A 15,476-nucleotide genomic window follows, 5' to 3' on the forward strand; every position below is an offset into this window, starting at 1 on the left:
AATTTTATAAAAAAATTACAATTATGAATTCAGTTTTTGAAGTGCACAGAACGATAAGAAACGTTCTTTTAAAGGTTTTGGACGGTCATTCGCTAGAACAGTTGAATAAAATTCCGGACGGTTTTAGTAATAATTTGATTTGGAATATGGCGCATTGTGTCGCTACACAGCAGGTTTTATTGTATAAATTGTCAGGTTTACCAATGAAGGTTTCAGATGAATTTATTGCCAAATACAGAAAAGACACTAAACCCGAAGGTGATGTTTCACAAGCTGAAGTTGATGAGGTACGAAAATTGCTTCAGGAAACTTTTGATCAGGCTATTTTAGATTTTGAGAATCAACTCTTCAAAGGATATCAGGAATATACAACAAGTATCGGATTTACGCTTCATAATATAGAGGATGCGTTTAGCTTCAATAACTTTCATGAAGGAATTCACACGGGTGTGATAATGAGCATCAGGAAGTTGGTTTAAGGAATAAGTTTGCAGTTGGTAAACAGGTTTTCTTTGTGAAACATAAAGCTTTTTTTAAGCCATATAAGTGATGTAAGTTCATGTTAAGCTAAACTTATATTTTCTTTTATAACTTATATGGTTTAAACTTTGTTGTTTATTGCTTCTGCAGTATTCGTAAAAGAAAATAGCCGTCTCTGTTGTGAGGCGGCTATTTTTTATTCTATTATAGTTTCGATTGTGACTTTCATGGCACCGGCACCTTTGCTTTTGGTGATTTCCATAAAGGCTCTTTTTGATAAATCGAGTTCTCTGGTTCTAACAAATGGACCGCGATCTGTAACCTTTACAATTACAAATTTTCCGTTGGCTTCATTTGTAACTTTTATTCTTGTTCCGAAGGGAAGTTTTTTATGCGCTGCAGTATAGGCACTGTTACTGAATCGGCTTCCATTGGCCGTTTTTTTTCCGTTAAAACGGTCGGCGTAGTAGGAGGCATGTGCATTTTTCTTGTATGGCTTTAATTTTAAACCTTTGTCAGTAAAAACAGAATCTGTTGGGATTGCAATTATATTCGGTTTAACATTTTTTACAGTATCCTGAATGATTTTAGGTTCTGTAGTGGGTTTCGTTTGACTTATGACATAAGTAAAACAACTTAAAAAAAGTAATGTAAGTGAAGGGATTAAAATGTTTTTTTTAATTCTCATAGTTTATTTTTTTCAGACTTGGGGAGTTTGTACAAATAATATGCCGAGATAAAAAAAGTCCTATTTTTTAGGACTTAATTTTTTTATTGAAACCAAAGGTTCCATGGTATTCTGCTAAAGATTAGTAATAATCCTAATCCGTAAAAAATAGCAAATGTTTTAAATTTTGATGTGCTATTGATAAGTTTTTTATGTTTTGACCAACCAATAGTTATTAAAGCAATAGCAATAATGTTGATTAGCGGGTGTTCTAATGAAGTTAATCTAAGTTCGGCATTAGACATTTGTCCAAAAGCAGCTTTCCCTAAAGGAGATACAAAATAAAGAATTAGACCGATTAAAAGTTGGGTGTGCGCTCCGATTAAAGCAAATAAAGCAATTTTGCGGTCTTTTGCTGTAAACTCTTTTTTTGAAGTAAGGCCAATAATAGCATTTACAACGGCAATCAATAAAACCAACAATGCCAGATAAGCCCAGCCAGAGTGGAGTTTTTGTATAAAATGGTACATAAAATGTTTTTTTGTTGAAAACAAATATAACAAAAAAGGACTATAAAAAAACGGCATTAAACTAAAAGTCAATGCCGTTTTTGGTATTTATTTAGATTCTAAATATTAGAAATCATAACGTAATGTGAAGTTCCAAGTTCTTCCGAAACCAAAGAATACTTGGTTACCGTCAGCAATTCCTTTGTAAAGTCTGTTGTTAGAAGCATAAGTTCCTGCAGCAGCGTTTGAAGTTACATTGTCGCTTGCGAAAATGTTTGTTCTTGACTCAGCAATATAGATCTTATCAAACAAGTTGTTTACGTTTAATCTGAAGTTAACAGATTTGTCTTTGTTTTTTCCAGTTAACATCTTGTAAGAGAAACCAGCATCTACTAAACCGTAAGAAGGTAATTCTAATGCTCCTTTGTTTGTTGGAGAAGAGAAGTTAGTAGGGCTAATTCCAGCGTATAATTTATCATTAAAATTATAGTTAGCATCAATAGTTACTCGTGTTAAAACTTCATAAGAAGCTCCCAAAGAAGCTGTCATTTGAGCAGCATCACCAACTTTTACTTTGTCCATATAAACTGGTACGTCAGTAAATCCTGTAACTGGTGAGTTGTCTGCCTGGAAGTAAGCATTAACAGTTGCATTTCCTTTGTATTCCCAGATTCCATAAGAGAACATTGCGTTAACTTTTAGTTTTTCTGTAATATTAGAATTTGCTTCTATTTCAATTCCAGAGTGTACCTCGTTAAGACCTAGGTATTCTGTGTAAGTAGTGTTGTCGCTTGGTAATGCATTACCTTTTAAGTATCTGTCGTTCCAAGTAGTGTTGTAAACGTTTACTGTAGCGTTAAAAAGTCTTGAACGGAAACCGTATCCAGCCTCAAATCCAGTAATTTTCTCATTAGTAAGATTTGGGTTTACGATAGATCTGTTGTTAGGGTATACCGAGTTAAAGAAAGGTTGTCTTGAGTAATAACCTGCATTAACATAAACATTGTTTTTTTCGTTAATGTTGTAGTTGGCACCTCCTTTTACGTTACCTCCAAAGATGTTTTTGTAGCTTGTAGAAGCTAATTTATCAGTTGGAAGATATACGAAGTCATCTTCTCTCTTAAATCCTTGTTGAGAAGCAGCTCCCTGAACAAATACAGTTAAATTATCTTTAGAGTATTCTAGTTGTGTAAAAAGACCTAACCATTTTACTTTTCCAGTACTGTTAAATGAAATTTTGTCGTATGATTTTTTGTCGAAAACATTCCATTGAACCTCTGTTGGGTAAGTACTTGTAAGGTGTCTTCCTGCTGGTTTTAAACTAGCAATGTTATTGTCATAAAATTCACCTCCACCTAATAGATCATTTACTACTGTAAAGTGGTATCCTGTGTAAGTTCTTGCGTCAAGACCGAAATCAAGAGTTAAGGACTCCGTTAATTTTTTGTTCAAGTTGATTACAGCACCAAACCAGTCATGTGAGTTGATAGATGATGTTTGCGAAATACCTGATGTAGTATTGTAAACATAATTTGCCGCTGATGTCCCTGTTCTACCTGTTGAAGAACTGTTTTGGTAAACACCACCAATTTGTGTTCTTGTTTGGTTTGCTCCGTTAAAGTTAACAGTTCCCTGACCAGAGTTCCATGCTTGTATTTTATCGTAGTCAACCATTCCATTAGGTAATAAAAATGCTGGACTGTTGTAGATTAATCCTCCAACACCACCAGTAGCACCAGCGCCAGCACCACGACCCATAGAAGCGTAAAGCACTGTAGATAATTTTGTAGTTTCGTTGATTTTGTAATCCCAGTTAAAAGAAGCTACCGGCTTGTGGTAGTAATTTTTTCTGATGTTATATTCTTCACCATTTAAATATCCTGCATCAGCATTATATCTGATGTTCGGATCGCTTAATGAACCATATTTTTGGTACGTTGCAATGGTAGAAACTGTAGATCTTTGACTATGTGATTGAGGAGCACCAGTTAAAGTAAACTGAAAGTCATGTTTGTTATTTTTAGTAGCGTATCCTAAAGCAATAAAATAGTTTGTTCCTTCAAATTGAGTACCGTTGATGTATCCATCTCCCATTGTTTGAGATAATAATACAGAAGCAGAAAGTCCGTTTGCTAATTTTCCTGTATTGTATGAACCTTGAACTTTAAAGTTTCTTCCATTTCCAAAACCAGAAGAGAATGATCCACCTTCTTTTTTGTCTGAAGATCTGGTTACAATGTTGATCGTACCTCCAACAGAAGGAGTTGCAAGTTTAGAAGAACCTAAACCTCTTTGTACCTGCATAGCAGAAGTAACATCTGATAAACCAGCCCAGTTACTCCAGAATACAGAACCGTTTTCCATATCGTTAACCGGCATACCGTTAATCATAACAGCAATGTTTTTCTGGTCAAAACCACGAATATTGATTCTTGAATCTCCGAAACCACCACCTGATTTAGTTACATAAACAGAAGGAGTGTTTCTTAGGATTTCCGGAAACTCCTGAGTTCCAAGTTTTTCCTGGATTTCAGCAGCCTTAATTGTCGATACAGCAACAGGAGTTTTTCTGTCTTTTGCGATATCAACTACTGTACTTTTTACAACAATTTCGCTTAATTCGTTTGAATTACTTTCCAAAACGATTGCGCCTAAATTAGTTGTTGCGCCGTTTAAAACTGAAAATTTTAAGGTTTTTGAATCGTATCCTAAATAGGTAATAACCAATTCTCCCGTACTAGTTTTAACGTCGATTGTAAATTTACCATCGAAGTCTGTTGAAGTCCCATTAGTAGAACCTTTAACAGCAACATTCGCTCCAGGTAAAGTTGCACCCGCGTCGTCGGTAATAGTACCGGAAACTTTTCCTTGAGAAAATACGGTTGAAACTATCATGAACAAAAGTCCAGTAAGTAACCAATTTTTCATTGTCTTCATTTGTTATTAGTTTATTGTTTATTGTTTTTGGCAAAATTATAACAATTAAATCGGATAATGTTATCAAAATGTTAAGAAAAGCAAGTTTTGTATAATATGTTGCGTATTAAAATGATTTTTTCTTTTTGTGTTAAACAAAATGACTTTTTTTTGAATTTTAGGGGCTGTTTTTTGTTAAAATGATAATGTTTTTTACAGTGTTGTAGTCTAAAACGTTCAAAGTGGTGTTCAGATGGTCTGTTTACAGGGTGTTTTATGCGAAAAAACGCCTTAATTTGTGTTAAATTAAAGCGTTTCAGTGTGTTATAAAGGAGTGTGAATTTACTTATTTCTTAAAAAATGATTCAATAAGAATGTAGTTGAACTGTCGTGCGTTTTTACAGTTTTAGTATTTATTTCATCTAATATAGAATTGGCCAGCTGTTTTCCTAATTCTACTCCCCATTGATCGAAGCTGAAAATATTCCAAATGATTCCCTGTACAAAAATTTTATGTTCATATAAAGCAATTAAAGAACCTAATGATTTTGGTGTTAGTTTTTGAATCAGGATGGTATTCGTTGGTTTGTTTCCTGTGAAAACTTTGAACGGTTTTAAGTAAGTTGCTTTTTCCGGAGAAAGTCCTTGCTTGTCAAATTCTGCCTGAACCTGATCGGCCGTTTTTCCGTGTAACAAAGCTTCTGTTTGTGCAAAAAAGTTAGACATCAATTTATCGTGATGGTCTTCATTTCCGTATAAAGGTTTTACAAATCCAATAAAATCTGTTGGAATTATTTTTGTCCCCTGGTGGATTAATTGGAAAAAAGCATGCTGCGAATTCGTTCCCGGCTCTCCCCAGATGATAGTTCCGGTTTGGTAGTTTACCGGTTTTCCGTCGCGCCCGACACTTTTTCCGTTACTTTCCATGGTAGCCTGTTGCAAGTACGGAGCTAATTTTTGTAAGTACTGAGTATAAGGAATTAGGGCTTCGCTCTCTGCTCCAAAGAAATTATTGTACCAAACGCTTAGTAAGGCTAGGGTTACCGGAATGTTTTCGTCAAATTCGGCGGTTTTAAAATGCTCATCCATTTCATAAGCACCCTGTAGTAAATCATTATAATTATCAAAACCAATGGCCAATGCAATGCTCAAACCAACAGCGCTCCATAAAGAAAATCTTCCTCCAACCCAATCCCACATTGGGAAAACATTGTCAGGATTGATTCCGAATTCGGTTACTTTTTGGATGTTTGTCGATACTGCCACAAAATGTTTGGCGATATCTTCTTGTTTTGCCGATTTTAAAAACCATTCTTTTATGGTTTCAGAATTGGTTAAAGTTTCTTGTGTGGTAAACGTTTTAGAAACAATCAGGAAAAGAGTGGTCTCGGGATTTAACTTTTTGATTATCTCGTTTACATGATCTCCATCGACATTAGAAACAAAATGTAAGTTCAGATGGTTCTTGTAAAATTGTAAAGCTTCCACCGCCATAACAGGACCAAGATCAGAACCTCCAATACCAATATTCACGATATCAGTAAAAGCTTTTCCTGTGAAACCTTTTCTTTGACCGGATATAACTTCCTGAGTAAAGTTTTTTATTTTGTTTTTTACTTCATAAACTTCCGGAATTACATTTTCTCCGTCCACTTTTATTACGGCAGCTTCCGGAGCGCGCAATGCAGTGTGTAAAACGGCTCTGTTTTCTGTCAGGTTAATGATCTCTCCATTGAAATAATCCGCAATGGCATTTTTTAATCCAATAGAATTGGCCAGTTCCAGTAAAAGTGAGATCGTTTCGGAACTAATGTTGTTTTTAGAATAATCTACTAAAAAGTCGTTCCATTGTAAGTTGAATTTTTCAACACGAGCAGTATCTTGTTGAAATAATTCCTGTATCGTATTTTTATGAGTAGCGTTATAGTGGTTTTGCAGATTTTTCCACGCTTCAGTCCCGGTTGGGTTTGTTGTGTTTAAAGCCATTTTTTTGTTTAATTAAGGATAGGATTATCAAAAACAAAAATACTGAAATTAGTTTTTAATAGCTTAAAGCTTTGCAATTATATAACAATTAGTTACGAAAACGTTTTCCTGATTTTTAGTTTTTAATCCTGAAAAAGCGATATCGATAAAGTGTTAAACAAATAAAGGTTAGACTCGTAGTGTATTTAAGCAATGTTTTTGTTTAAATTATTTTAGATGTAATTTTTGAATGGCCTCCTGCTTCAGTTGGAGGAATATAAGTAGTTCAAGATTTAATGACTTTAATCGAATTGTGCCCAGGTTCTTTTGGTTAAAGCCAATGATACACTTCTCAATCATTTATTTCCGGCTGAAGCTCAATGTGATTAAGTTAAGGTGTTTTTTCACGCAGATTCTGCAGATTCTGCGGATTTTTTATTTTGATCTGCTAAAATCTGCGTGAGACTTTTTTTGGACAGTTCTTAACTTAACCTCATTCAGCTGAAGCAGGAGGGAAATCAATCCTTTTGTACTACCGTCAAATGGGGTCAATTAATTCTAAAAGGATAATTAATAGCAACTTGAATTAATAAAAAAAAGAACAAAGACCGATATGACATCAACCTTTGTTCTTTTTAAATTTTAGAAATAATATTTGATTTTGTTTTAGAAAACGTTGTTACAAATTTCCAATGCTGTCCAATTCTCTTTTTAACGGTTCAGTTTGTTTCATGAAACGGGTTCTGTCGTTTCCGGTCAAGGATTCTCCGGTTGGTAAATTAAGTCGAAGGGCATCTACTTGAATACCATTTTTCCAGAAACGGTAGCAAACATGAGGTCCTGATGCAAGGCCGGTACTTCCTACTAAGCCTATTTTTTGTCCCTGTGTTACACGTTGACCACGGCGCACTAAAATTCTGGACATGTGTAAGTATTGAGTAGAGTAGGTTCCGTTGTGTTTTACTTTTACAAAGTTTCCGTTTCCGGCTGTATATCCTGTTGCTTCAACAACTCCGGATGCCGTTGTAGAAATCGGAGTTCCGGTTGGAGCGGCATAATCAGTTCCTTTGTGTGCTTTCCAGGTGTGTTGCACGGGATGGAATCTGTTCATGGTAAAACGAGAAGTGATTCGGCTGAATTTGATCGGTGTTTTTAAGAAAAAGTTTTTCAAGGTTCTTCCCTGATCATCATAATATTCTATTTTTCCTGAAAGCGTGTCCTTCTCAAACGGAAAAGCATAAATGATTTTTCCTTTGTATTCAAAAAAAGCAGCTTCCAGCTCTTCAACTCCGTCGTAAACTTTATTGTTTATAAAACGTTCCGTGAAAATGAGTCCGTAACGATCTCCTTTTTTGAGTTTAAAAAAGTCAATGGACCACGAGAATACTTTGGTGATTCTGCTGGCAAGGGCTGTTTCAACACTTTCGTTTCCTAAAGTTTCTGATAAAGAGCTTTTTAAAACACCACCAATTATTTTACGTTTTAGTGTAACGGGTTTTACTTTTTTATAAGCTTTTGCGATACTGTCTCTGAAATCAACCACATAATAGGTCAAGGCATCGGGTTGATAAATAAAAACCTGAAGGTTGTTTGTTTTGTTTTTGGATCGAAGTAGCGTATAAGGTTTGTTATAGCGGATGCTTCTTACGTTAAAAGAATCTTTGATCTGTTCTACAATGTCATACACTTTTTTATCTCCAATATTTTGACCTTGGAAGATAGATCCAAAAGAATCTCCTTTTTGGATGGTGTCGTGAATAACATTAAAATCAGTGTAATTAAAACCAAATTCAACTTTTTTAGCTTTTGGTTTGGTAATTTTGGTTTCGACTTTCTCTTCTGTTTTTTTACATGAAAATATTGAAAACAATATTATAATAATTACGACTGCTTTTTTCAAACTTTTATTTTTTTACTGGGAAATTAAACGATGGTTTCGTTACCCCAATTGGACAATTCTTCTTCGGTCCACAATTTAGGAAAAAAGATGCGTCTTTGGTATTTTGGATGCATATATTTTTGCCAATCGCTTCCGCCCGTAGCTTCTCCATTGCCTTTTCCGCTTTCCAGTATGTATTTTCTTGCAGTATTAAGGTGTTGCATAACCCAGGTGATATTAACCGTATGGTCGTAATGACGCATCGCTTGAATTAGTTCCGGATTTAGTTGGTCTTCTTCTGGTAGTTGAGTAAATTTTTGCCAGATGTTTTTTGTTTTAAATGTGGTGATTTGACGTAAAAACTGTTCCTTGTATTTGTTCTCGAATTCCTGAAGTAAGTACGATTTTTTGCCTGTTTGGTAATCTTTTCCTGCGGCCTGCCAATACAAATGTTCGAAACTGGTTTCTAAATCGGTATTTTCGTCAAAGTTGGCTTTGTATCTGCGATCTGTCAGATTGATTACATCGGTAGAAGCAAATTCAATTAAGCGGTATTGTGCACTTTGAAAACCACTTGCCGGAGTAAGGGTGTTTCTGAATTTCATGTATTGTTCTACTTCCATTCCGTTTTCCATAATGCTGAAAGAATTGGTCAGCATGTCAAAATAACGAGTGATTCGCGATAGTCTTTCACTAAAAAAAGCAACCTGAATGTTTTCGGTATCCGCAATCTGGTCAATTTCCCATAAGATCATTTTGAAAATCAACTCATTTACCTGATGGTACATGATAAATACCATTTCATCAGGAAGGGTGGTGCGTTGCGTTTGAAGACTCAAAAGAGCATCGGTCTGAATGTAATCCCAATAGGTGATTGGTTTTGACCAAAGCAAACCTTCAAGTTGAACTTCTGTTTTTTGATTTATAGCTTGAAATTTAAGATCAATTTCTTTTAAGATGGATTCCGTATTATCTGGGGTGTTCATTATTTTTTTGCTTTAAATGGATTTTTTAATCCTTTGTATTCGTCAAGATCTGCTTTAAGAGAACCTACGGCGAGGTCTGCTTTAATTCTAATCGGGACTTTGTTATTGTCGTCTGTGATCCAAAGTGTTAAACTTTCTTTTTCTTTGAATACTCTTCCTGTTTGTACAAGAGGCTTGAAGACCATTGTAGAAACGGTTCCAAATTTAGTCGTAATATCTTGACGGCCTATAAATTTTAACTTAAATTTTGTGATTTCATCATCAAAAAACATATCGATTGTAATGGAGTCGCCGGATTTAAGTTTATCTATATTCGGATGATTTCTCAAGTAGTAAAAAGAGGAGACGATATCCTGAACGGCGTCAGTTGTTACAAGCGTTTTTTCGGTGTTGCGTTTGTAGTCTTTTACCAGAATTCTATTTTCATTTTGATTAAAAAAACCTTCCTGATTTTTGGTGTATCCGCCTTCGTTTATTTTTCTGACGTATCGATAGGGGCTGCCGGTTTCTTTGTCAAAATAACTTTCGTATAAATCTTCGACTTTAAAAAAGAGTTTCGACATTCCGGTGGTGTAACCTTTACCTACCGCATGAAACACTTTTTTGTTGTTTACCGTAGCATCTTTTATTTCTAAAGTTGCATAGCCGGCGTTTATGATTCCGTAATGAATTCTAAATTTGAAATATTCTCCAGTATCGAAGGCATCTTCTTTTTGAGAGTCGAAACTAAATGTAGTGAGAACTAATAGGATGAGGACTATTTTTTTCATAGTGCTAATTGACAGTTATTTATGAGGATAAATGCAAATTCTATTCCAAATGTACCAAAACAAAAAAACTCAGTCAAGGAATGACTGAGTTTTTATGCTATTAACTAACCAAAAAACTATAAATTATGAAATTTATATCAATTCGGAAGGAAACCACCCCTTCCTGATTTGCGAGTGCAAAGATAGATACAAAGTTCAAGAAATAAATAGTAAAAAGTGAGTTTAACATATCATTTGCATAAAAAGCATCGTTTTACAGAGAATTTTTTTGCATAATGTAAAAATAATGCGTTTTTACAAAGTTCCTCGCAATTCCTGTTCTCTCTCGATTGACTCAAAAAGGGCTTTAAAGTTCCCTGCACCGAATCCTTTTGCTCCCATTCTTTGAATAATCTCGAAAAATAAGGTAGGTCTGTCCTGAACAGGTTTTGTAAATATTTGTAATAAGTAACCATCTTCATCGGCATCGACCATAATGGCTAACTTTTCAATTTCATTAATATCCTCTTTCATCATATCCATATGCACTCCTAATCTTTCAGGAATAGCTTGGTAATAGGTATGAGGTGGTGCAGACAAAAAGTCAACACCTCTTGCTTTTAATTCAGATACCGTTTTGATAATATCGTCTGTAGCAATTGCGATGTGTTGAATTCCGGGTCCTCCGTAGAAATCTAAATATTCCTCAATTTGAGATCTTTTCTTTCCTTCTGCCGGTTCGTTAATTGGGAATTTGATTCTTCCGTTTCCATTAGACATTACTTTACTCATCAAAGCCGAATATTCGGTATTGATTTGTTTGTCGTCAAAAGATAAGAAGTTTACGAATCCCATAACGTCTTCGTAGAATTTTACCCAGGTATTCATTTCATTCCAACCCACATTTCCTACCATGTGATCGATGTATTTCAATCCTGTTGGCTCGGGATTGTAGTCCGATTTCCATTCTTTATAACCCGGTAAGAAGATACCGTTGTAGTTTTTTCTTTCTACAAAAATATGAACTGTTTCTCCGTACGTATAAATTCCCGAACGAATCACTTCTCCAAATTCATCTGACTCAACAGTTGGTTCCATGAAAGAACGAGCACCACGTTTCATCGTTTCTTCATAAGCACTTCTGGCATCTTCAACCCATAAAGCGGCAACTTTTACACCGTCACCATGTTTTTTAAGATGTTCGTGTATTGGAGAGTCTTGTGTTAATGGAGTCGTAAGAACAATTCTGATTTTGTCTTGTTTCAAAACATAAGAAGCTTTGTCTTTTACTCCTGTTTCCAATCCTGCATAGGCTAATGATTGATAACCGAATGCCGTTTTATAATAATGCGCTGATTGTTTTGCATTTCCTACGTAGAATTCTACATAATCTGTTCCTAATAAAGGAAGGAAGTCTTGTGCTCCTTCGAAGATTTTCTCTAATCCGTATTCTACTGATTTTACTTCTTTACTCATGTTTTCTATGTTTTTTTCTTCGAAGTTTGAAGTTCGAAATTGTTTTTTTTGATTTGTTTTTTAAATAGCCAAGGATTACTAATATTCATCAGCAAGGATAATATAATCCTTGCGGCCTTTGCGTAAATTCTTAGCGCACTTTGCGGTTAAACAGGTTACGTCTTATTTTACTCCGTCCAGGATTTGTAATACTGACCATCGTCAAGACCCATGGCTTCTTCCGTAACCATAAGTGGTCTGAAAGTATCAACCATAACGGCTAATTCCTGCGTTTCTTTATGACCAATACTGCGTTCCATTGCGCCCGGTGCCGGACCATGCGGAATTCCTTTTGGATGTAATGTGATATGACCCTGCTCAATATTATTACGGCTCATAAAATCGCCATCAACATAATACAGTACTTCGTCTGAATCAATGTTGCTGTGGTTATAAGGTGCCGGAATTGCTTTTGGATGATAATCGTAAAGTCTTGGACAGAAAGAGCAAACAACAAAAGTTGCTGTTTCAAAAGTTTGGTGTACCGGTGGCGGTTGATGCACACGTCCGGTTATAGGTTCGAAATTATGAATGGAGAATCCATAAGGGAAATTGTAGCCGTCCCAGCCAATAACATCAAATGGGTGTGTGGCGTAAACAACTTCGTGAATCATTCCTTCTTTTTTGATTTTAATTAAAAAATCACCTTTTTCATCGTGTGTTTCCAACTCGTTTGGCAAAATAAAGTCTCGTTCGCAAAATGGTGAATGCTCTAAGTGCTGACCCGATTGGTTTTTATAACGTTTTGGAGTGTAAAAAGGAGAATAAGATTCGACATAAAAAAGTCGGTTTTCGGTAGTCTCAAAATCTATTTGATAGATAACTCCTCTTGGAATAATCAGATAATCTCCATATTCAAAAGGAATATTGCCCAGCATCGTACGTAACTTTCCTTTTCCTTTATGGATGAAAAGCATTTCGTCGGCATCGGCATTTTTATAGAAATAATTTCGAAGTGATTCTTTAGGTGCTGCCAAACCAATAATACAGTCTTTATTGACCATCATTGCTTTACGACTGTCTAAAAAATCATTTTCCGGTTTTAATTCAAATCCTTTAAATAGTAATGATTTTATGTTTTTTCCGATTGCAATTTTAGGTTCAACCGAATAAGAATTTAAAATTTCTTTAACCTGCGTTGGTCTGTGAACATGATAAGACAAGGAGGAATGTCCGTGAAAACCTTCAGTTCCGAATAATTGTTCGTAATAAAAACCTCCGTTTGGTTTCTCGAATTGGGTGTGTCTTTTTTGAGGAAAATCTCCAAGTTTGTGGTATAATGGCATCGTTTTTCAATTAGATAATTTATAAATTAGATAATTAGAAAATGTAAATTGTGAACAGATAACTAGCTCATTTTCTAAGTTGGCTAATTATTCAATTCGATAGCATTACTCCGGATTTCTCTTAATAAGAAATTGAAGATACTCCAATAAACCTGTCCATTCTGTTTTCATTATAACAAATGTCGTAATTTTTATTGATTTAAATTACAAATTAAAATAAAAATCCAATACTAAACCAAGTAAAATTCTTTGACATCTCAGGAGACCAGGAATGTTTAATTTCGATAGGACCAATAATAGTTTCGAGTCCGTAACCTACGGCATAGCCTGAATATTTGGGCATTGAGATCCAGTCTGTCGTGGTGAAAATATCATCACCAAGGTTGGCAAAATTAGCTGAAATATTAACGTGGTTCTTTTTAAATATTTCATAATCAACGGTCAGATCTGCTTTTATGTAACTGTTTCCGGTAATGCTTAAGAAGTCGTATCCGTAAAAATAATTGAAGTTGTTTATTTTGTTAAAGCCGTATCCTCCAAAAATATAATCGAAAAAAGGAACACTATCACTGCCAATATTAAATCCGGCATCGGTTCCGATTTTGAAGGTCGCTTTTTTATAAAGTGTGCCAGCAAAGGCAATTTCGGCCTTTGCAGTTGAGAAAGGCTTGAATGCTTTGGTGTAATTGGAAGATGTTAAATAGGTTTGCAGGTCGGTAGAAAAATACAATCCCGAATGAGGAAAGCTTTTGTTGTCAAAAGAATCATATTTCAGATAACCAAAAACACTGAGGTAGTTACTTTTCTCAATAACCTGCTCGATGTCTGCTAGAGTCGGGGAACTTATTTTTAAATATTTGTATTCTAAACCTCCGCCCATGAGAAACTTTTGGACAAAGATCGTTTGAAAATAAGCTTGATTGGTCAGGTCGGTAAAATCTACGTTGATCTGATTTGTTTCCACATTTTCTTTTGGAAGATTGTTAAAATTACTAGTAACGTTTCGATTGAACTTGTTTAATCTGGAACGAAATCCAAAGCTGATGTTGAAACCGTTTTCAACATAATAATTAAAATCATATCTGAAATTATCACCTAAAATAATGTCCAGAGAAGTGACATCATTTTTCAGTAATGTCTTTTTATGGGTAAGGTTCAGCAAAATGCCACTTTTGTAAAGACCATCATAGTGCAAACCAAGTTTTAGAAAAGTTTGCGTTGGATTTTCTTGTAAAGTAAGGTCTAAATCGTCCTGATCTCCGTCTGGTTCTAAACAATACGAAATTGTGCTAAAGTTTTGCGTAGCGTTCAGATTGTTTATTCCCGTTTTCAAATCGTCGTACGTTATAGTACTTCCGGGTTTAAAACGGAGTTTACCCCGAATGTATTCTTTAGTGTAATTGTCTAGTTTGTCGTTGTTTATTTTTTTTATTTGAAGGGTGTCCGTGCCTATTTTTAGTTTTGGTTTTTTGTAAAAATGATTTTCGTCGGTTAACGATTTGATTTTTTCGTAAACAGCAAAGGCTGCTTCTTCTCCTTTTCGGATTATTTCTTCTCCTTTATCAAACGAAACCACACCATAATCGCGGATGTCGGGTCTGATGTAAATATCGGTATCCTTTATTTTGCTTTTCATTTTATCAATCGATTGGAGATTGGTAATCTGAACTAATATTCGGGTTGCATTTTTAAGGCCTTTTCGATTTAATAAATCATCCTGAACATCGACCCCAATAATAATATCGGCGCCAAGGTTTCGAACTTCTTTTATAGGATAATTGTTGACAACTCCACCATCTACTAATAATTTTCCGTCTATTTCTACAGGAGTGAATAAGGACGGAAAGGCCGCACTTGCTACCATTGCCTGAACGAGATTCCCTTTATTAAGTAAAACCTCTTCGCCTGTTTCGATATTCGTTCCAATACACAGGAAGGGTGTTGGCAGTTTGTTGAAATCGCGAATATGACGTACATTTCGTGTCAGACTGCTCAATAAATTATAATTGTACATTCCTTTTGAAAGTGCTTCGGGAATACCAATTCTGAAATTACTAAAGGGTAAAATAATGGCATATAACTCGTCATTCTTTTTACCATAAAAGTTTTTTGACGAGCGCGGAATATAGTCGTTTATTAATTCGTCGAAATTGGTCTTTTTGAATATCGAATCAATTTGAGCAGCGTTGTAACCGGAGGCATAAAGACCACCAATTACAGATCCCATACTGGTTCCTCCGATATAGTCAATCTTAATTCCGGCTTCTTCCAATACTTTCAGAACACCAATATGAGCAAATCCTTTGGCACCACCACCACTTAAAACCAAACCAATTTTGGGTCTTCGGATTGTGTCTTGTGTTGCTTTTTTTTCGTTTTCCTGAGAAAAAGAGCTTTGAATATTTAGAAACAAGCATATAAAAAGAAGCAACGGCACATTCCGTATCGAAAGGAAAGGCTGTGGGAGACGTGAAAATCTTTGTGACTGAGTATTTGAAATGGACAGCTGAATTGGGCGCATAAA

At 35.2% G+C, this 15,476-nt stretch carries 11 protein-coding genes; 1 reads left to right on the forward strand and 10 read right to left on the reverse strand.

The window, feature by feature from the left end:
• Window positions 1–23: 23 nt before the first annotated feature.
• Window positions 24–479 carry a DinB family protein gene (locus tag ACHRV3_RS17190; RefSeq protein WP_047776673.1) on the forward strand — a complete coding sequence of 152 codons (456 nt, stop codon included), beginning with the start codon at window positions 24–26 and terminating at the stop codon, window positions 477–479.
• A gap of 197 nt (window positions 480–676) precedes the next feature.
• Here ACHRV3_RS17190 and ACHRV3_RS17195 read toward each other — a convergent pair whose 3' ends face one another.
• From ACHRV3_RS17195 to ACHRV3_RS17240, 10 genes are all read right to left on the reverse strand, one after another.
• Window positions 677–1,168 carry a septal ring lytic transglycosylase RlpA family protein gene (locus tag ACHRV3_RS17195; RefSeq protein ID WP_047776674.1) on the reverse strand — a complete coding sequence of 164 codons (492 nt, stop codon included), beginning with the start codon at window positions 1,166–1,168 and terminating at the stop codon, window positions 677–679.
• Window positions 1,169–1,251: 83 nt separating this feature from the next.
• Complete coding sequence (locus ACHRV3_RS17200; RefSeq protein ID WP_047776847.1) at window positions 1,252–1,677, reverse strand: hypothetical protein; 426 nt, start codon at window positions 1,675–1,677, stop codon at window positions 1,252–1,254.
• Between the two features lie 105 nt (window positions 1,678–1,782).
• Window positions 1,783–4,593 carry a TonB-dependent receptor gene (locus ACHRV3_RS17205; protein WP_230003777.1) on the reverse strand — a complete coding sequence of 937 codons (2,811 nt, stop codon included), beginning with the start codon at window positions 4,591–4,593 and terminating at the stop codon, window positions 1,783–1,785.
• A gap of 321 nt (window positions 4,594–4,914) precedes the next feature.
• Window positions 4,915–6,558, reverse strand: coding sequence for a glucose-6-phosphate isomerase (pgi, locus tag ACHRV3_RS17210; protein WP_395435411.1), 1,644 nt, complete (start codon window positions 6,556–6,558; stop codon window positions 4,915–4,917).
• Window positions 6,559–7,216: 658 nt separating this feature from the next.
• Window positions 7,217–8,437, reverse strand: coding sequence for a peptidoglycan DD-metalloendopeptidase family protein (locus tag ACHRV3_RS17215; protein WP_395435410.1), 1,221 nt, complete (start codon window positions 8,435–8,437; stop codon window positions 7,217–7,219).
• Window positions 8,438–8,460: 23 nt separating this feature from the next.
• Entirely contained in the window at window positions 8,461–9,402 is a 942-nt protein-coding gene (locus ACHRV3_RS17220; RefSeq protein WP_047776683.1) for a tryptophan 2,3-dioxygenase family protein, read from the reverse strand.
• Window positions 9,402–10,172 (reverse strand): DUF3108 domain-containing protein, encoded by a 771-nt coding sequence (locus ACHRV3_RS17225; RefSeq protein WP_047776684.1) that lies wholly within the window; start codon window positions 10,170–10,172, stop codon window positions 9,402–9,404. Before ACHRV3_RS17225 ends, ACHRV3_RS17220 begins: the two co-directional genes overlap by 1 nt.
• A 294-nt stretch (window positions 10,173–10,466) precedes the next feature.
• Window positions 10,467–11,627, reverse strand: coding sequence for a 4-hydroxyphenylpyruvate dioxygenase (hppD, locus tag ACHRV3_RS17230; RefSeq protein ID WP_047776848.1), 1,161 nt, complete (start codon window positions 11,625–11,627; stop codon window positions 10,467–10,469).
• Window positions 11,628–11,794: 167 nt separating this feature from the next.
• Entirely contained in the window at window positions 11,795–12,952 is a 1,158-nt protein-coding gene (locus tag ACHRV3_RS17235) for a homogentisate 1,2-dioxygenase (RefSeq protein ID WP_047776686.1), read from the reverse strand.
• 211 nt (window positions 12,953–13,163) lie between these two features.
• Window positions 13,164–15,473: a patatin-like phospholipase family protein gene (locus ACHRV3_RS17240; RefSeq protein WP_395435409.1), complete on the reverse strand. Its 2,310-nt coding sequence runs from the start codon at window positions 15,471–15,473 to the stop codon at window positions 13,164–13,166.
• Between the last annotated feature and the right edge of the window lie 3 nt (window positions 15,474–15,476).

Source organism: Flavobacterium sp. FlaQc-49 (assembly GCF_044005985.1).
GTDB classification, from domain to species: Bacteria; Bacteroidota; Bacteroidia; order Flavobacteriales; family Flavobacteriaceae; genus Flavobacterium; species Flavobacterium cupriresistens.

Coding starts and splice junctions, on each gene's coding strand:
- ACHRV3_RS17190 (WP_047776673.1), top strand. CDS start 24: ATGAATTCAGTTTTTGAAGTGCACAGAACGATAAGAAACGTTCTTTTA.
- ACHRV3_RS17195 (WP_047776674.1), bottom strand. CDS start 1,168: ATGAGAATTAAAAAAAACATTTTAATCCCTTCACTTACATTACTTTTT.
- ACHRV3_RS17200 (WP_047776847.1), bottom strand. CDS start 1,677: ATGTACCATTTTATACAAAAACTCCACTCTGGCTGGGCTTATCTGGCA.
- ACHRV3_RS17205 (WP_230003777.1), bottom strand. CDS start 4,593: ATGAAGACAATGAAAAATTGGTTACTTACTGGACTTTTGTTCATGATA.
- pgi (WP_395435411.1), bottom strand. CDS start 6,558: ATGGCTTTAAACACAACAAACCCAACCGGGACTGAAGCGTGGAAAAAT.
- ACHRV3_RS17220 (WP_047776683.1), bottom strand. CDS start 9,402: ATGAACACCCCAGATAATACGGAATCCATCTTAAAAGAAATTGATCTT.
- ACHRV3_RS17225 (WP_047776684.1), bottom strand. CDS start 10,172: ATGAAAAAAATAGTCCTCATCCTATTAGTTCTCACTACATTTAGTTTC.
- hppD (WP_047776848.1), bottom strand. CDS start 11,627: ATGAGTAAAGAAGTAAAATCAGTAGAATACGGATTAGAGAAAATCTTC.
- ACHRV3_RS17235 (WP_047776686.1), bottom strand. CDS start 12,952: ATGCCATTATACCACAAACTTGGAGATTTTCCTCAAAAAAGACACACC.
- ACHRV3_RS17240 (WP_395435409.1), bottom strand. CDS start 15,473: ATGCGCCCAATTCAGCTGTCCATTTCAAATACTCAGTCACAAAGATTT.